Source organism: Phenylobacterium sp., from assembly GCF_041916435.1.
Taxonomy (GTDB): domain Bacteria; phylum Pseudomonadota; class Alphaproteobacteria; order Caulobacterales; family Caulobacteraceae; genus Phenylobacterium.
The window spans coordinates 799,991-816,915 of record NZ_JAYRZM010000001.1 but is presented as its reverse complement, the minus strand read 5'-3'; the positions used below and the strand labels follow the sequence as shown (position 1 = coordinate 816,915).

Annotated in this window: 11 protein-coding genes and 1 pseudogene; 1 reads left to right on the top strand and 11 read right to left on the bottom strand. The window is 70.5% G+C overall.

Annotated features, from left to right (window positions below):
- Position 1: 1 nt before the first annotated feature.
- The 11 genes from ACE3TA_RS04000 to ACE3TA_RS03950 form a co-directional block, all read right to left on the bottom strand.
- The gene (locus ACE3TA_RS04000; protein ID WP_374570668.1) at positions 2-1,030 is read right to left on the bottom strand and encodes a FecR domain-containing protein; all 1,029 of its coding nucleotides are present in this window, start codon (positions 1,028-1,030) and stop codon (positions 2-4) included.
- A complete protein-coding gene (locus ACE3TA_RS03995) occupies positions 1,027-1,533 on the bottom strand; it encodes an RNA polymerase sigma factor (protein WP_374570666.1) in 507 nt (168 codons plus the stop codon). The genes ACE3TA_RS04000 and ACE3TA_RS03995 overlap by 4 nt, the downstream gene beginning before the upstream one ends.
- A gap of 112 nt (positions 1,534-1,645) precedes the next feature.
- Entirely contained in the window at positions 1,646-3,973 is a 2,328-nt protein-coding gene (locus ACE3TA_RS03990; RefSeq protein ID WP_374570664.1) for a prolyl oligopeptidase family serine peptidase, read from the bottom strand.
- Between the two features lie 361 nt (positions 3,974-4,334).
- The gene (locus tag ACE3TA_RS03985) at positions 4,335-5,819 is read right to left on the bottom strand and encodes an NAD-dependent succinate-semialdehyde dehydrogenase (protein ID WP_374570662.1); all 1,485 of its coding nucleotides are present in this window, start codon (positions 5,817-5,819) and stop codon (positions 4,335-4,337) included.
- Complete coding sequence (gene gabT / locus ACE3TA_RS03980; protein WP_374570660.1) at positions 5,819-7,099, bottom strand: 4-aminobutyrate--2-oxoglutarate transaminase; 1,281 nt, start codon at positions 7,097-7,099, stop codon at positions 5,819-5,821. Before gabT ends, ACE3TA_RS03985 begins: the two co-directional genes overlap by 1 nt.
- Before the next feature lie 23 nt (positions 7,100-7,122).
- On the bottom strand, positions 7,123-8,316 hold the full coding sequence (locus ACE3TA_RS03975) for an MFS transporter (RefSeq protein WP_374570658.1): 1,194 nt from the start codon (positions 8,314-8,316) through the stop codon (positions 7,123-7,125).
- Complete coding sequence (locus ACE3TA_RS03970; protein ID WP_374570656.1) at positions 8,313-9,875, bottom strand: hypothetical protein; 1,563 nt, start codon at positions 9,873-9,875, stop codon at positions 8,313-8,315. The genes ACE3TA_RS03975 and ACE3TA_RS03970 overlap by 4 nt, the downstream gene beginning before the upstream one ends.
- An 86-nt stretch (positions 9,876-9,961) precedes the next feature.
- Complete coding sequence (locus tag ACE3TA_RS03965) at positions 9,962-11,353, bottom strand: sulfotransferase (RefSeq protein ID WP_374570654.1); 1,392 nt, start codon at positions 11,351-11,353, stop codon at positions 9,962-9,964.
- Positions 11,354-11,360: 7 nt separating this feature from the next.
- Positions 11,361-13,718: a TonB-dependent receptor gene (locus ACE3TA_RS03960; RefSeq protein ID WP_374570652.1), complete on the bottom strand. Its 2,358-nt coding sequence runs from the start codon at positions 13,716-13,718 to the stop codon at positions 11,361-11,363.
- Entirely contained in the window at positions 13,719-14,639 is a 921-nt protein-coding gene (locus tag ACE3TA_RS03955; RefSeq protein ID WP_374570650.1) for a carbon-nitrogen hydrolase family protein, read from the bottom strand.
- Positions 14,640-14,718: 79 nt separating this feature from the next.
- Complete coding sequence (locus tag ACE3TA_RS03950; protein WP_374570647.1) at positions 14,719-16,521, bottom strand: PLP-dependent aminotransferase family protein; 1,803 nt, start codon at positions 16,519-16,521, stop codon at positions 14,719-14,721.
- A 54-nt stretch (positions 16,522-16,575) separates the two neighbouring features.
- Between ACE3TA_RS03950 and ACE3TA_RS03945 the strand changes: the two are divergent.
- Positions 16,576-16,746 (top strand): annotated as a pseudogene (locus tag ACE3TA_RS03945) (acyl-CoA dehydrogenase family protein); the annotation flags it as partial.
- Between the last annotated feature and the right edge of the window lie 179 nt (positions 16,747-16,925).

The following is a 16,925-nucleotide window of genomic DNA, read 5'->3' as shown; positions in this document are numbered from 1 at the left end:
CCTACCCGCGATCGACGCTCACGAAGCGCCAGCCGCCGTCCTCGGTGGGCTCGGCGCGGACCGGCCAGACGGTTGTGACACCCGTGACGAACGCGGCCGTGTCGCCGGCGGCGAACACCCCGCTGACGCGCACCTGGGCGGCGGCGGCGTCACCGATCGACAACTGCTCGGCGCTGTAGCGGTTCAGCCGCTCGACGGCCGAGCCGAGGGGCTCGTCATCGAAGATCAGCTGGCCGGTCTCCCAGGCCCGGGCTCGCGCGGGATCTGCCGGAGCGATCTTGACCTCGTCCGCCGTCGTGGATGCGATCAGCTCCTGACCGGGTCTGAGCGTCAGCTCGTCGCGGCGATGCGGGCGCGACGACGCCGAAGCCGCCGGCTTCGGCCCGCCCGCGTCGTGCAGGACCGCCACCTGGCCCTGGAAGAGAACGACCCGCACGTCCTGGCGCAGGAGCTCAACGCTGAATTCGGTGCCGGTCGCCACGACGACGCGTCCCCCGGCCGCTACCGAAAACGGACGCAGCGGGTCCTTCGCCACGGTGAAGGTCGCGCGCCCGCGGCGCAGCCACAGCTCGCGCCGGTGCGGTCGCAGCCTGACGTCGACGCGGCTGTCTCCATCCAGGTTGAGGCGCGAACCGTCGCCAAGCACCACGACCTGGCGCTCGCCGACGGCCGTGGCGTAGCGGGTCGGCGCGAGCCAGACCCAGACGCCGGCGCCGAGCATCAACAGCACGGCCGCGGCGACGGCCCAGCCGACCGATGCGCGCCGCCCCCGGCCAAGGCGGGGACGGGCGATGGAGCCGACGGCGCGGCGGCGCATCGCCGTCAGCTCCGGCGAAGCGGCGATCTGGTCCAGGGCCTGGGCGACGGCCGACGCCCGGCCGAAGGCCTCGGCGTTCGCCGGGTCGGCCTGAAGCCAGGCCTCCAGCTCCGCGCGCTCGTCGGGCGCAAGGTCGCCGGCGTCCAGGCGCAGTCGCCACAGCCCCGCGGCTTCGAGCCGCGCACGCTCCTCGCGGTCGCCGGGCGAGCTCATGGCCGGCCCTCCAGCTTCAAGGTCAGGTGCGCCATCGCCCGCGCCAAGTGCTTCTCCACCGCACTGACGCTGACCCCCAGTTCGGCGGCGATCTCGATGCGCGTCATCTTCTCCAGCCTGTAGAGCAGGAAGATGTTGCGCGTTCGCTCTGGAAGCTCCGCCAGGCCCCTTGTGAGGATCTGCAGGTCCTCACGCGCGGCGTGCACCCGCGCCGGATCGAGCCATTCGACCCGCCGCGCCTCCAGCGCGCCAAGGCCCTGACGGTGCTCGCGGCGCACATGGTCGTGGCGCAGGCGATCGCGCAGGAGATTTGCGGCGACCTGGAAGACGAAGGCCTGCGGCTGTTCGATATGGGCGCCGGTGCGGGCCAGGCGGATGAAAACCTCCTGCGTCAGGTCCTCTGCGTCGGCGTGATTGCGCAGCCGGCGCAGGAAAAACCCCATCAGCGCCGGTCGAAACCGTCGATCCAGCGCCTCCAGCTCCTGTTCCGCGCTCGGCCGCACGCTTCACCTCGCCCCCGCAGCGCTGAGGGCGCCGCATGGGGTAAGACGACCATCCCCCCAAAGTGCGCATCAGAAAACGCCTGCGCGCGCACGATCGGGCCGGTGCGCCCGTCTAGGGCGCCTTGGCAGGCGCCGGGGCGCCGCATCGCGGCGGGGCGGCCATGGCGTCCCAGCGTGCGTAGCGGGCCGCCTTGGCCGGGTCCGGGTCCTTGTGGCCGTTCAGCCAGTAGTCGTACCAGTCGACCAGCATGCCCTGCGCCGCCAGGCGCTCCGACGGCCGGACCAGCATGTGGGCGCCGTTGCGGATGTAGAGCAGGTCCACGGGCTTGTCCTGGGCCCGAAGCGCCGCGTAGCTCGACCAGCCGTAGGCCAGGGCCACGGGGCTGTTGATCTCGATGAGCGAGGGCGTGCAGAGCCCCTCGGTGCGGAAACCTTCCGCCCGATCGAGCCAGAGCTTGAGGCCGGCCCCGAAGGGCTTGGCGCCGATCACGTCGCGGAACATCCGTTCGCGGGCCTGGCCCATGTAGTCGATGTTGTTCAGGTAGATCGGATAGGAGTTGTAGGAGGCCTCGGCGAACACGGCCGCGGCGAAACCGGAAGGGTCGTCAAGCAGGGCCGACATCACATGGGGGCCGTAGTGGCTCCAGGCGCTGATCCCCACGCGCTTGGGATCGGCCAGGCCCTGCTCCACCAAGCTACGCACGCCGGCCCTGTAGCCGGCCGAGGCGATCTCCGATTCCTGCGGCGTTCCAGCGCCCTGGCTCGGTTCACTGACCTGCAGCACGAGGAAACCGCGACCGGCCAGGGCCTGGGCGGCGAAGCCGGTGGCCGAGGGCCCGTCGATGAGAAAACGCGAGCGATCCAGGCCGTGGCTCTGGACGACCAGCGGATAGCGCCGCCCCGGCTCGAACCCCGCGGGCTTCACCAGGGCCCCCTCCCATCGTCGCCCATCCGGCGCGGTCCAGGCGTAGGGCTCGACGGCGCCGAGCGCGACGCCCGCCAGTTGCGGGTTGGGATCGAAGACCGTGCGCAGATCGCCCTCCCCCGTCCTGACGCTCAGCACAGGCGGGCGGTCCATCGCCTCCTCGATCTCGACCTGGAGCCCCCCGGCCCGCGCCCTGTCCGGCGTGCGCGCCCATCGCCCGCCTCGCTCGACATAGACGCTCGTTTCAACCTCGTGGGGCGCGTTTGCTGTGGCGCGCCGCACGGTCAGGGCGCGGCCGTCGGCGGAGAAGGCCATGGCCACGATCTGCGGACGATCACCCCATCCAGGCCCCCCTGGCGGGCGGGCATGGGCCGTCTGAAGACAGCTGAAGCCTTCGCCGGAGGCCTCGACGACGGCGAGCGCGCACGGCAGGACGCCCCCGTCATCGCCGTTCGTGGCCGGAGCGAGCCGCGGATAGGCGCCCACCAGGGCCAGGCGCCCGCCAGGGCCCCAGGCCGCGCCGATGTCGACGAACGTGGCGTCGATATCGAAGGGCGCGTCCAGCACGGGCCGCACCCGACCGGTGTCCAGGTCGAGGACGGCGTATCGCCGTGGACGAAAGACCCCCTCGACAACCGGCTCGCCGGGTTTGTCCGCCTTGAAGGCCGGGGTGGCGTAGCCGGGCGGCCGGTAGCGCTCCCAGGAGGCCGGGACGACCTTGGCGAAGGGCGTGACGAGGAGCTTTCGCCCGTCGGCGGACAGGACCAGCCGCGAGCCTTTCAGATGGATGGGCGCCCCGTCAGGGTCGGCGAGCGGGTGCGGCTGACCGTCGGGGCCCGCCTGCCAGAGCGTATCGGTCCAGGTGTCCAGCAACTGGTCCAGGGCTGTCGGGAAGAGCAGGCTGAGAAGGCTCTCGCCACGGGCTTCGACCACGTCAGCCAGGCCTTGGCCGCCCGTCTGCAGGAGCGCCTCGGCGGGCACGGCGTCATGGGACAGGAAGACGAGTTGTCCTGCCCGCTCGTCATAGGCGGTGACATCCTGCCCCTTCGGGGTGAGAGGGGTGATCTCCCCGCCGCTGACGGGAAGGCGATAGACGCGCCGCGCCCCGTCGTCGTCAGCTCCCAGGAAGACGATCGCCTCGCCGTCGGAACTCCAACGGAAGTGGCTCACCGGAGCGATGTTGGAGGCGCTCGCCCATCGCCCGACCGGCTCCGGCGCCGCCCCGGCGCCTCCGGGCCCGGCCATGGCGGCGGCGTCGAACACCCAGAAGCTCGCCACGCGCCGGTCCTGCGACAGGTCCCCCTTCAGGGTGACAACCAGATATCGCTTGCCATCGGGCGATCGCACGACTCTGGGCGTGGCCTGCAGGTTCTCGTTCTCGGGCGGCAGGAACGTCGAATAGCCGACGTCGTCAGCCACCGTGAAGGCGCGCGGCGGACTGGCGAGGGCCGCGCCCGCGAAGGTCATGGCCGCAGCGGCGCAAAGGGCGAATGTCGATCGGAAGTGTGGACGCATGGAGTCTCCAGCCGGCGCAAGGGCGGCTGCAGTCGAAGCTGCGTCCCGCCTAGGGGCTTAGACGGGCGACGGGGGCGAATGCACAGGCGCGTGCAAAGCGGTCGCCGGCCATCAGGTGAGTTGGCTAAGCGCTCTTCGTCCGCCTGGCCCTGTTTGCTCCATCCGGGCTCGGCGAACAGACGCCGGAATTCCTCAGCTCCCGCTTGTGGGGATTCGAACCCATGGATCACAGCCTGCGCCCCCTCTTTCGGGCGTAAACATTTCGGCGATGCGCCATGAGCGGACGTTGGGGTCAGACCGGAGAGCGGCCAACTCTTCCACGGCGGCGGCGGCGGCAGGCTTGAGGCTGCGCATGCCCCAATCAGTCCAGCGCCGCGACGACGGCCTTGAGGTTGAGGTATTCATCGAGGCCGAAGTGCGAGCCCTCACGGCCCAGGCCGGATTCCTTCACCCCTCCAAAGGGCGCGACTTCCGTGGAGATCAGGCCGGTGTTGAGGCCCACCATGCCGTACTGCAGCTGCTCGGGCACGCGCCAGGCGCGCTTGGCGTCGGTGGTGTAGACGTAGGAGGCGAGTCCGGCCCGCGTGGCGTTGGCCAGCGCGACCGCCTCGGTCTCGGTCCTGAAAGTGACGATCCCGGCCACCGGGCCGAAGGTCTCTTCGCGCGCCAGCAGGGCCGAGGGATCCACCCCGGCCAGCACCGTGGGGGCGTAGAAGTCCCCGGGGCCAGGCCTGGCCTCGCCGCCGGTCAACACCCGGGCACCGCCCGCCACGGCGTCGGCCACGTGGCGCTCCACCTTGGCCAGGGCCCGGTCGTCGATCAGCGGCCCCTGGTCGGTCTCGCCAGCCAGGCCGTCGCCCACGCGGAGCTGCGCCGCGCGCGCGGCCAGCTTCTCGGCGAAGGCCTTGGCGATCCCCTCCTGGGCGTAGAAGCGGTTGGCGCAGACGCAGGTCTGGCCGGTGTTGCGGAACTTGGACGCGATCGCGCCCTCGACCGCGGCGTCCAGGTCGGCGTCGTCGAACACGAGGAAAGGCGCGTTGCCGCCCAGCTCCAGCGAAACGCGCTTGACCGTCTCCATGCACCGGGCCGCCAGCATCTTCCCAACGGGCGTGGAGCCGGTGAAGGTGAACTTGGCGATACGGGGATCGGCGGTGAGCACTTCGCCGATGGGCGCGGCCCGCCCCGTGACGATGTTGAAGACGCCCGGCGGCACGCCCGCCTCCTCGGCCAGCACGGCCAGCGCCAGCGCCGAGAACGGCGTCAGTTCCGAGGGCTTCAGCACCACTGTGCAGCCCGCCGCCAGCGCCGGCCCCACCTTGCGGGTGATCATCGCCGCCGGGAAGTTCCAGGGTGTGATGGCCGAGACCACGCCCACCGGCTGCTTCAGCGCCAGAATGCGGCGGTCGGCCTGATGGCCCGGGATCACCTGGCCGTAGGCCCGCTTGGCCTCCTCGCCGAACCACTCGATGAAGGAGGCGGCATAGGCGACCTCGCCGCGCGCCTCGGCCAGCGGCTTGCCCTGCTCCGCAGTCATCAGGCGGGCGAGATCCTCCTGGTGGGCCATTATCAGGTCGAACCAATGGCGCAGCACCTGGGCCCGCGCCTTGGCCGACCGGGCCGCCCAAGCCCCTTGCGCCTCGGCCGCCGCCGCGACCGCCCGCTCGGTGGCTGCGCCATCCAGGTCCGGCACATGGCCGATCGGCCGGCCCGTCGCTGGATTGACCACGACGATCGTCTGCCCAGCCTCGACCCAGCGACCGCCCACGTATCCCGCCTCGCGCAGCAGATCCGTGCGCTTCAGCGCCAGGCGCGTGCGCTCGGCGGCAGTTTCCATTGTCTCAGGCATCAGTCCATCCTCAACGCGTCTTCGAGGCGATCCAGGCCCTCGTCAAGAAGGGCGTCGGGGATCGTCAGCGGATAGAGCAGTCGGATCGTCTCGCCGTGGACGCCGCACGACAGCAGGATCAGCCCACCCTCCAGCGCCCTGCCCGTCACCCGCTTGGCTGCGGCGCCGTCCGGCTCGCGCCCGCCCCGCGACGCCACAAGATCGAAGGCGACCATCGAGCCAGGGCCGCGAATTCCGGCGATGGGTAGAAGGTCGTTGCGCGTTTCGAACGAGGCCAAACGCGCCCGTGTGCGCTCGCCCAAGGCCTCGGCGCGAGCCAGGAGCCCCTCCTCCACGATCACGTCAAGCACGGCCAGAGCGGCGGCGCAGGCCACCGGCGAGCCGGCGTAGGTGCCGCCGAGCCCACCCGGCTCGGCCGCGTCCATCACCTCGGCGCGCCCCACGACGCCCGACAAGGGGAAGCCGCCCGCCAGCGCCTTGGCCACGGTGATCAGGTCCGGCTTCACGCCGCTGTGCTCGACGCCGAACATCCGGCCCGTGCGCGCGAAACCTGCCTGAACTTCGTCGACGATCAGCAGTATCCCATGCCGGTCGCACAGCTCGCGCAGCGCGCGCAGGAATTCCGGCGGCGCCGGATGGAAGCCGCCCTCTCCCTGCACCGGCTCCAGGGTGATCGCAGCCACCCGGCCGGGCTCCACGTCGGCGCGAAAGATGAATTCCAAGGCGCGCAGGCTGTCCTCGACCGTCACGCCGTAGTGGGCGATCGGGAACGGGGCGTGGAACACCTCGGCCGGCATCGGCCCGAACTTATGCTTGTAGGGCAGAGCCTTGCCGGTCATCGCCATGGTCAGCATGGTTCGGCCGTGGAATCCGCCGGTGAAGGCGATCACGGCCGACCGGCCGGTGGCCGCGCGGGCGATCTTCACGGCGTTCTCCACCGCCTCGGCGCCCGTGGTGAAAAGGATCGTCTTGGCCGGCCCCGCCACGGGCGCCAGCGCGTTCAGCCGCTCGGCCAGCGCCACATAGGGCTCGTAGGCGGCGACCTGGAAGGCCGTGTGGGTATAGAGCCCGAGCTGTTCGGCGACGGCGGCCATCACCTTGGGGTGGCGGTGCCCGGTGTTGAGCACCGCGATCCCGGCGGCGAAGTCGATGAAGCGCCGTCCGTCCGCGTCCCACAGCTCCGCGTTCTCGGCGCGGGCGGCGAAGATCGGAGCGGCGGTCGACACGCCGCGCGGCACGGCGGCGGCGCGGCGGGCCAGCAGGTCCGAGTTTGCAGTCATATCGGATACTCGCATTCTTGAGGTCAGGTGGTTTGGTCGAGCCTGCGGGCTGGCGGCGAGGCGAACGCCGCGGAAAGGCAGAGGCCGACAACAGCGAGGACCACCAGGCGGGGGAAATGGGTCTCGCCCAAGAGCACGCCGCCCAGCGCGGGCCCGGAGGCGAGCCCGAGTTTGGAGGAGAAGCCCGCCAAGGTCGCGCTGCGACCGCCGACGTCGAAGGCCGCGCACAGGCCGAGCAGGTAGGGGATGACGAACGCCCAGACGGCGGCGGTGACGATGTTGGCCGCGACGAACACCCAGGCCAGGTCGCTGCGCAGGAACGCCAGCGTGCCGGCGACCGTGACCGCCGCGCCGAGCACTATCGGCCAAAGCCGTCCCCAGCGCAGCCCTACGGCGACCACCAGCGCCGAGCCCAGCGCGCCAATCCAGTTAGCCGCGCCCAGCGTGTCGCTGATGAAGCGCAGCGACAGGCCGTAGTGGCGGCCAAGGCCGATGATATAGGCGCCGAGCGCCATGTTGGCCGCCTGGAAGGTGAACACCGCCAGCAGGGCCGCGCTGAGCGGCGCCCATCGGGCCAAAGCCGCCGCGGGCGAGGCCGCGGGCGACGGCGACGCCTCGCGGGGCGGATAGTCGCTCGTGAAGGGCAGCATGAGGCCCGCGCAGAGGCTGAAGGCCGCGAGCGCTAGAAACAGCACCGGCGTTCCGAACTTGGGCACCAGCCCCGGAAGCACCAGCAGGCCCAGCCCGCCCAGGCCGAACTGCACCACCAGCAGCATGCCGAACGTCCGGTCCGGCGTCCGCGTGCGGGCGATGACCGCGAAGCCGATGCCGACCAGCATGCCGCCGACAAGGCCATGCACGAAGCGCAGCGTCATCAGCGCGCCGGGGCTCGTGACTCGAGTCGAGACGAGGTCGATGCAAATCAGGGCGCAGATCAGCACGAGCGCGACGGGCTTCCAACGGACCCGCGCGACAAAAAAGACCGCGGCCAAGGCGCCGATCGCGGCGCCGTAGACGTTCATCGAAGCCACTAGTCCCGCGCTGCGGGCCGAGAAGCCAAGTCCGTCCTGCAGGCCGCTGACAAGGGCGGCCATGATGTTCACGTAGAACAGGCCCGCCGTGGCGATGAACGACAGCAGGATGCTGGCGACCAGCCCATCGGGCGCGACCTTCCGCACCGCGAAGCGGCTGGGCGAAGTGTTCAGCCGCGCCGTCATGAGCAGAGCGCCTTCACCTGGTTCGCCACCTCGGCGGCCGGCCCCCAGTCGAACACGTTCTCGTCGCCGAAGGCGTAGAAGACCACGCCGTTGGGAAAGACCACGATGGAGATTCCGCCGTAGCCGGACAGGAACGGCGTCCACACCGGCCGCGCGCAGCCGACCAGCGGCGCCACGTCCCGCGCCCAGAAGCCGTGTGCGTAGCGCAGGCCCGTCGAGCCAGCGGCCAGCCCCCTCTCCTGCCCGGGCCGCTGCAGCGCCTCGCCGATAAGCGCCGGATCGAACAATCGGTCCTGCTCGGCGGCGTTGGCGCGCGACAGGAACACGCCGAGCCGCGCGGCGTCGTCACGGGTGAGGAACAATCCCCAGCCGGTGAAAGGCTGACGGGCCTCGTCGAGGGTGCGCCGGGTCTCGTCGAGCGCGGGGCTGAGCTTCAGCCCCCGCCAGATCGGGCGCAGCACGTCGTCGTAAAGGTCGGCCTTCCCGCCGGCGCGCAGCGCCCCGGTCATCGCCGTCCCCAGGAGGTAGGTGTCGGAGGTGTGGTAGACCCACGTCCGGCCGGCCGGCTCGCGCCGAGGAAAGCGTCGGCAAGCGAAGGCCAGCTTCTGGGCGTGCGTGCGCGACAGGAAGAACGGCAGCGTGCCGGCGGCGTCCTCGTCAGCCTCGAAGGCGGCCGAGCGGTAACGGCCCGTCGCCATGTCGAGAAGGTCGAGAAGGCGCACGTCGGTCCAAGGCTCATGCGCCAGGCAGTCCGGCGCGAGTTCGGCCACCGCCCGCCCGGCCAGGCCCGGCTGCAGCCGTTCCAGCCGCATCAGCCCCAGTCCGCCCACGAGCGACTTGGCGAGCGAATAGGACGGCAGGGTCCGGCCCTCGCAGTAGGGGTCTTCGCCGAAGCTCATCCGGCAGGGCGCGGCGTAGTTCACTCCGTCGACCACCAGACCGTAGACGGCCTGGTCGTCGCCCGCCGCCTTGGCCAGCCTCGCCAGGTCGACGCCCGGGTAGGCCTCGGGGAGAGCAGCGATCGGTGCGACCGGCAACTGCGCGACGCGGTTCTCCCGGTCGCGCGCGACCAGGGCTTGGCGGCCGTCGACCGGTCCGGCGACGAAGTGCGCCGCGCCCGCCGCCCAGGCGTCGAACTTGTAATAGACGCAGGTCTCCGCCCCGATCTGCACCTTGGCGCTTCGGACCGCCCCGCCGGAGGCCAACTCCAGCCGCAGAAGGCCGTTGTGCACGCAGTTGGCGTTGATCTCGCGAAGCGCCACCGGGAAGACGGCGACGCTCCCTTCGCCCGCCGCCCAGATCCGCCCTGGCCCCGCCGACCAGTCCCATTCGCCCGCCGCCGCGTCGACGTGGACGACCCTGGGGATCAGCCGCCCGCCATCCTCGACGACGTCGGCGACGAACGCCGGCCAAGCCGACCGCGGGTCGCGCCCCAGCGGCGGCGTGTCGTCGCGCAGCACGTTCATCCCGTCGGGCGCGGGGCCGAAGACGACCTCAAGCCGCCCCTCCAGCGGCGAGGCAGGCGCCTCGGCGCCCGGAGGCGGGGTGAACGCGGCCATGGGCTCCGGGCGCGAGGCCGGCGTGGCCCAGGCGAAGGCTCCCCAGCCCGCGCTCGCGAGCGCCACGCCGATAGCGAGCCAGCGCCTCACAGCACGCCCTCGGCCCGCAGCCCCTGGGCCAGGGGCGCAAGCTGCGCCTCGTAGCGCCGCCACAATCCGAGCGAGTCCCGATAGATCGGCCGGCGCACCTGGGCCGCGCTCGCCGTCGCCGCCGGCGCCCGGTTGGCGTGGAACGCTAGGCACCCGGGCTCCCAATCCAGCCCCGCCGCCGAGACGAGCCGTCGGCTCTCGCCGGACTGGTTGTCGATGAGCGCCTCGTAGTCGATCTCGATCATCCGGCCAGGCAGCGTTGTCCGCCAGTGCTCCATCAGCCGCCGGTAGGCGCCGGTGTACCGGGCGATGTCCGATTGGCTGTAGGAGTAGGGGCAGCCCGTGCGGAACATCGTCTTCAGCAGCGCATAGCCGTTGTCCATCGGGTCGCGCCGCACATGCACGATCCGCGCGTTCGGCAGACTGAGCGCGATCAGGCCGATGTAGAGGAAGTTGGCCGGCGTCTTGTCGATCAGGAACGGCGCCCTGGCCCCGTAGGTCCGCTGTCGACCAAGATAGGTCTGCCCGAGCGCGCCGAAGTCGAGCCGCGCGCACCGTGCGACCAGAGCGGCCTTGTCGGGCGCCGGCCCCGCCGTCTCGGTCAGCGCCAGGGCGAAGTCGCTGATCTCGCCCAGGCTCTCCACCTGGCTGTGGGCGCTCAGGATGCGATCGACCAGCGTCGTGCCCGAGCGCGGCAGGCCCAGCACGAAGATCGGCCCCGCCCCCCCTTGCGGCGTCGGCGCAGACTTCAGGAGCTCGGCGCTGAAGGCCTCTGCGATCTGGGCCATGGTCTCCAGGTCGGCCTCGACCCGGTAGCTCAGAAGGCTGCGGCGGAGGGCCGCCCCACGCGCCAGCCACTCCCATGCGGCCGGATGGTCGCCCAGATCCTCGAGCTCCTTGGCGAGCGCATAGCTGAGCACGGCCTGGCCCCCCGGACGCCGCGCGCGCGAGACGGCCTCGATCAGCGCCGCCACATGGTTCGTCTCCGGCGTCCAGCGCTTGAGGATCGCGCGGTTGTAGAAGGCGTCGGCGTCGGACGGATCGAGCACGATCACCCGATCGAAAAGCGCTTCGGCCTCGGCGTGGTCGCCCGTGGCCACCAGCGCGGCGGCCAGGTTGTAGAGCGCGCCCGCCGAATTCGGGGCGAGCGCCACGGCCTGCCTGTAGCACCGGACGGCGTCGGCGTAGCGGCCGTTGGCCAGGTGGATTTCGCCTGCGCCCTGCAAGGCCTGGGCGTCGCCCGCCAGGGACGGCTCCAGCCGGCGCAGCGCCTCGTCGGCCTCGCCGCGCCGGCCTCGCTGCGTCAGGGCCCGCACGGCGTCCAACCCCGCTCCGCCCCAGGAGGCGGCGCCATGGCGGATCGGCGGTGAGAGCCCTGGCTGGGTCATCGCGGCGTCAGAATGCGTAGTCGAGCGTCAGCCCGACCGTGCGCGGAAGGGTGATCAGATCCTTCGCGCCGTCGCCGTAGTAGCCCGCCGCAGGATCCGTGCCCATGTAGCTCTCGGTGAAGCGCCCCGTCACGCCGTCGGCGTTGAAGATGTTCTTCACGAAAAGCGTCGCCGACCACTTGTCAAAGGCGGCCGTCGCCGATGCGTTCCAGATCTGGAACGGCGGCAGGCCGACATTGATCCGGGTCGAGGTGGTCACCGCGTTCCGCGTCGACGACTGGTAGTAGCCGTTCAGCCGGCCGGTCAGGACCACCCCGTTCGAAAGGGTCGTGGAGTGGTCGACCGCGAAGGTCACGGCGTGCTCGGGCGCGCCCGGCAGACGCGCGCCCTTCAGCGCGACGGGGCGGGTTCCGCCGGTCGGAGGATAGGTGTCCTCGGTGAGCTTGGCGTCGGTGTAGGTGTAGCCGAGGTTGTAGTGGACGCCGGCCAGGCGGCCGTCGACCTGCGCCTCAAGCCCCGCTGAGCGGGCCTTGCCGCCGTTCTGAGCGACGAAGAAGCCCCAGTTCGGCGTCACCGTGTTGATCTGGATGTCCTTCCAGTCGATGTAGAAGAGGGCCGCGTTGTAGGTGATCCCGTGGGAGATCCCCTTCAAGCCTGCCTCGTAGTTGACGACCCGGTCGGGCCCGTACTGCTGCCAGAGCGGGTCCTCGGCGTAGCGGCCCACTGTCGGCACGGCGTTGGCCCCGCCACGCCGGTAGCCTTCCGACACGGTGGCGTAGGCCAACCCGCGCGCGCCGAACTTCCAGGAGACATTGGCCTTGAAGAGCGCCTTGCTGTCCGAGGACTGGAAGCGCGCGTTCGTCGGCGCCGAAAGCGCCGTGTAGACCGGCACGTCCATGAAGGTCGCGCTCTTCGACTCGTTGTCGAACCAGCGAACCCCGCCAGTCGCCTGCAGGCGGTCGGTGAAGTGGTAGGTCAGCTCGCCGAACAGCGCCTTGTCCGTGAAGTCCTCGTGGCGGTTGTAGATGAAGTCCTGATCCGACTGCACCGCCGAGGCGTACGCCGGATAGGCGGCGTCCCACCAGCGTTTGAAGCCGCGCAGATAGCTCGCCTGCGTCGCGCCCAGCTTCTGCTTCGCATAGAAGGCGCCGACCACGTAGTCGACCGGCCCCTCGGTGTTCGACACCAGCCGCAATTCCTGGATGAAGGCCTTGTCGGAATAGGTGCGCACCGCCGAGGCCATCGGCCGCGGGAAGTTGTAGTAGAAGCTCAGCCAGCCGTTCTGGGCGTAGTAGCCGGTGTTCTCGCTGACGCTCTCGCCGTGGTGGTCGTACGACGAGGTGGACGAGGTCAGGGTCGCGAAGCCAAGGTCCACCGTGGCCTCCAGCGCCGTCAGGGCGACGTCGCGCGACGAGGGCTCCAGCTGGACCGAGCCGTTGTCGTACTTGCCATAGGGCCGGCCATAGCCGTCGACCCCGCGCGTCACCTGGCGGCGGCCGCCGATCTCGTCGGATTGCTGGGTGTAGGACAGCGTCAGGTCGAGCCAATCGGTCGGCTGCAGGCGCAGGGCCGCGCGGCCGTACCAGATGTTGACCGTGTCGGCGTCCTTGTGGCGCTCGTAGACGGCGTCGGGCGACAGCACGCCCGACGGGGCCACCGGAATTCCCGAGGCGTCGAGCTTGTAGACGTTCACGTAGTCGGTGACGCCCGGATAGTCCTGCACGCTGCCGGTCAGCCGCAGCGCGGCCTTCTCGCCGAGCGGCATGTTCAGCGTGACGTCGCCGGCCCAGCCCACGCCGCCCGAACCATCGACCTTCGAGGCCGTGGCGCTGGCCTTGCCGCCAAACTCGCCGAGCTGCGGCGATCGCAGGATGTAGCGGATCGTGCCGCCCAGCGAGCCGGAGCCGTAGAGCGTGCCCTGCGGGCCGCGCAGCACCTCGACCCGGTCGACGTCCTTCAGGGCGAAGTTCGCATAGACCGGCGTGTCGTTGACGTAGCTCGACACCGGCGCGACCGCCGAGACCGCGTAGTCGCCGAGGATGGCGCTGTCGACGTTCAACCCGCGGATCTGGATGCTGTTGGAAACGCCCTGATTGCGGTAGCCGCGGTCGACGACCGACACGCCCGGCACCGTGCGCAGCAGTTCCGCCGAGTTCTGCACCTTGGCCTGGTCGATCGCCTGACCGGACACCGCCGAGATGTTGTAGGGCACGTCGAGCACACGCTCTTCGCGCCGGGTGGCCGTGACCACGATTTCCGAGACGATCGACGGCTCGCCGGATTTCGCCGCCGTCTGGGCCATCGCCTGGGAGGCGATGAGCGACAACGACACTGCGGTCGTCGTCATCAGAATGGACCTCAACATCTACCCCTCCTTCTTGTCGTATTGGCTTGGCCGGGGCGACGACGCGGGGGCGTCTGCACCGCCCGCCCGGTCAAGGTTCGCCCCGGGCTTCTCCAGCGGCCCCAGCGCGGTCAGCGGCGCCGAGACGGCGCCCTCGCGGTAGGGCGGATAGGTGGACGGGCCGTCGCGGAAGCTCTTCAGCACCTGGCCCAGGCCGTGCCAGCCGCGCTCGCGCACGCGGCGCACGTAACCGAGATCGAGCTCTGCGGCGATGACGTCGCGGCCGGAGCCAGCCTGATAGATCACTTCGCCGCCCGGCCCGTAGACGGCCGAGCGGCCGTTGCCCAGTTGGCCTGCCAGGTTCACGTCGACGAAGTAGCACTGGTTCTGCGCCGCGCTCGCCCGGGCGATCGAGAGCTCGACATCGCGGTCGATGGTGTTGGTCAGACCCGGATGGACGATCGCCTCCGCGCCCATCCAGGCGAGCGTGCGCGAGGTCTCCGGGAACCACATGTCGTAGCAGATGGAGACGCCGACCCGCCCGATCTTCGGGATATCGAAGGTCATGCATTCCGAGCCGCCGGCGACGCCCGCCTCATAGGGCCGGAACGGGTAGATCTTGCGGTACTTCAGCACCACCTCGCCGGTCGGGTCGATCACCGGGCAGGTGTTGAAGACCTGGTCGCCGACCCGCTCGAAGATCGATCCGCCGACCAGCCAGACACGGTTGTCCCGGGCCACGGCGCGCAGCCGCGTCTCGGCCGGACCGCCGGGCTCCTGGGCGTAGGCCACCGAAGGCCCGTAGGCGGCGAGTTCGCCAAGGACGATGAGATCCACCCATGACAGCCGCCGCTTGGCGGCCGCGACCTCGTCCGAAATCCTATCGAGGTTGTCGCCGGCCTGAAGGTCGAGCTGAAGCCCGGCGACGGCCAGATGCGACATGCGAAAGTCCCTCCACCCGCGTGATGTGAAGGGAAGGTGACGGCCTTGAGCGCTTCAGCGTAGGTCCAGTTCTCGAAATCTATGGCGCCAGATTCGCCCTAAGCGCGTCGTCATCGGTCGCGGCGTTCGGCTTGATCACGCCGCGGTTGAAAAGAAGCCGGTCGGATCGATACCAGCGGATCTGGTCACCCTCGACCACGGTCAGGAACCGGGCGGTCTCGCCGTAGGACCACTCCTTCCATCGCCGGCACCAGAAGTCGCCCTCCATCCACCAGGAGCCGACGTCGCAGTCCTCGTGGGCGTAGCCCGCCTTGCCGATCAGCCGCCCGTCCGGCAGCACGTCGACCTCGTAGGGATCGCCATAGGCCGTGCGGCACAGAAGCTTGGCGCCCGACATCTTCGTTCGCAGCGCGTCCCCGTCCATCCAGGCGTGGGCCTGCGGGTCCAGCTGGTCGAGGCTGGGTTGCGTCAGGCTTCGGATCACCTCGGCCAGGATGGCGACGCCATCGCGGATGTTGCCGGCCGCAATGGCGGTCACCCCCATGCGGAACTGGTTCGGAGCCGCTCCCGGCGTAGCGTAGAAGCGGTCCGCCGGCTCGATCAGCACCCCGCGCCTGGCCGCCTCGTTGGCGAGCTGGCGCGCCGACAGCTCCGCCGGCCCCTCCACCCAGATCGCCGTGCCGTTCGAACGTGGGTCGATCGCGACCAGCTGCGGCAGGTGGTAGTTCAGGGCGTCGCGCAGGGCGTTCAGCCGCTCGCGCAGCACCCGCTGCTGCCGGCCCAGGATGGCGTCGTAGTGGCCGAGCGACAGAAAGAAGGCCGCCGTCCGCTGCGCCGCGCGGGGCGCCGGTCCGGCGATCAGGGTCCTGAGGCGTCGCAGCTCGCGCACGAGGTCGGCGTCGGCGACTATGAAGCCGAGGCCCAATCCGGGCCCCAGGACGTCACAAAGATCGGCGACGTAGATCACCCGCCCTGCTTGATCCATGCCGCGCAGCGCCGGCGCGGCCTGGTCGGTGAAGCCGCCGCTGGCCGCCAGGTCGTATTCGATGATGAGCCGGTCGTCGGCCTCGGCCTGTTCCAGCAGACGCCGTCGGCGCTTCTGCGAAAGACGCGCGCCGGTCGGGAACTGGCAGGCTGGGGTGACGAAGACGAGCCCAGCGCCGCGGTCGACTTCATCCTCGACGATCCCTTCGGCGTCCACCGCCGTCGGCGCGACCTCGGCGCCCTGCAGCCGCAGAAGCTGCACAAGGTCGGGGAAGCCTGGCTCCTCGACCGCCGCTCGCGTGCCCCGGTTCACAAAGGCTCGGATCAGCAGGCTGAACGCCGCGCGTCGCCCGCCCACGACCAGCACCTCGTCAGCGCCCGCCTGGACGCCGCGTCGTGGCAGGATCTTGGTGCGGATCTCGTGGATCAGGCGCGGATCGTCGAGTTCTCCGCCATCCTGGCTCCACTCGGCGAACTCCCGCGTGCTCAAGGTCGAACGCACCGCATCACGCCATTCCGAGCCCGGCGACAGCGAAGCGTCATAGGCCCCATCCAAGAACGGATAGGGATTGAGCTCCCAGCTTGGCGGCGCGCGGCCCTCCCCCTCGGCTCGGACCACAGCCTGCAGCCGCGGACGCCAGGGCGAAGCGGCCGGCGGGTGGCGCTCCTCGCGATAGCGTCCCGTGCGCACCGCTTCGAACAGGGCGTCGCTGACGAACACGCCGCTGCGCTCGCGGCCGGTCAGATATCCGTCGGCGACCAGCTGCTGATAGACGAGCGAGACCGTATTGCGCGCGATCCCCAGGTCGACGGACAGGCGGCGCGTCGAGGGCATTCGCACCCCCGGCTGCAGGCTGCCGGAGACGATGGCGTCGATCACCCGTTGCCGCAGCTGCATCTGCAGGCTCTGCGGCCCATCCCTGTCCAAATGGAATAGAGCTTCCGCCATGCACGCCTCGCCATCCGCCTTGAGGCCGCCCGTCAGCTCGTGCCGCCGGCGGCTGCTTTGAAGGACGCCGGCCAACCCTGCCCCGTCCAAGCGTCCATGGCCAAGCTCTTCGCTTCGGAAACGGCGGAAGCCGTCGCGCGCGGCGCCCTGCAGACGCTGGGCGGCTACGGCTAGTTGGAGGAGTTCGACCTCGCCAGAATCTATCGCGACTTGCGCGTTCGCCAAGTCTACGAAGGCGCGTCCGATATCCGGCGCCTCGTGATCGCGCAACTTCCAAGATATTCGGACCGTGTCGAACCTGTCTTCCTGTCGTCATGGTCGCCGTCACCGCCCAGGCGGACCGAGGCCCCAGC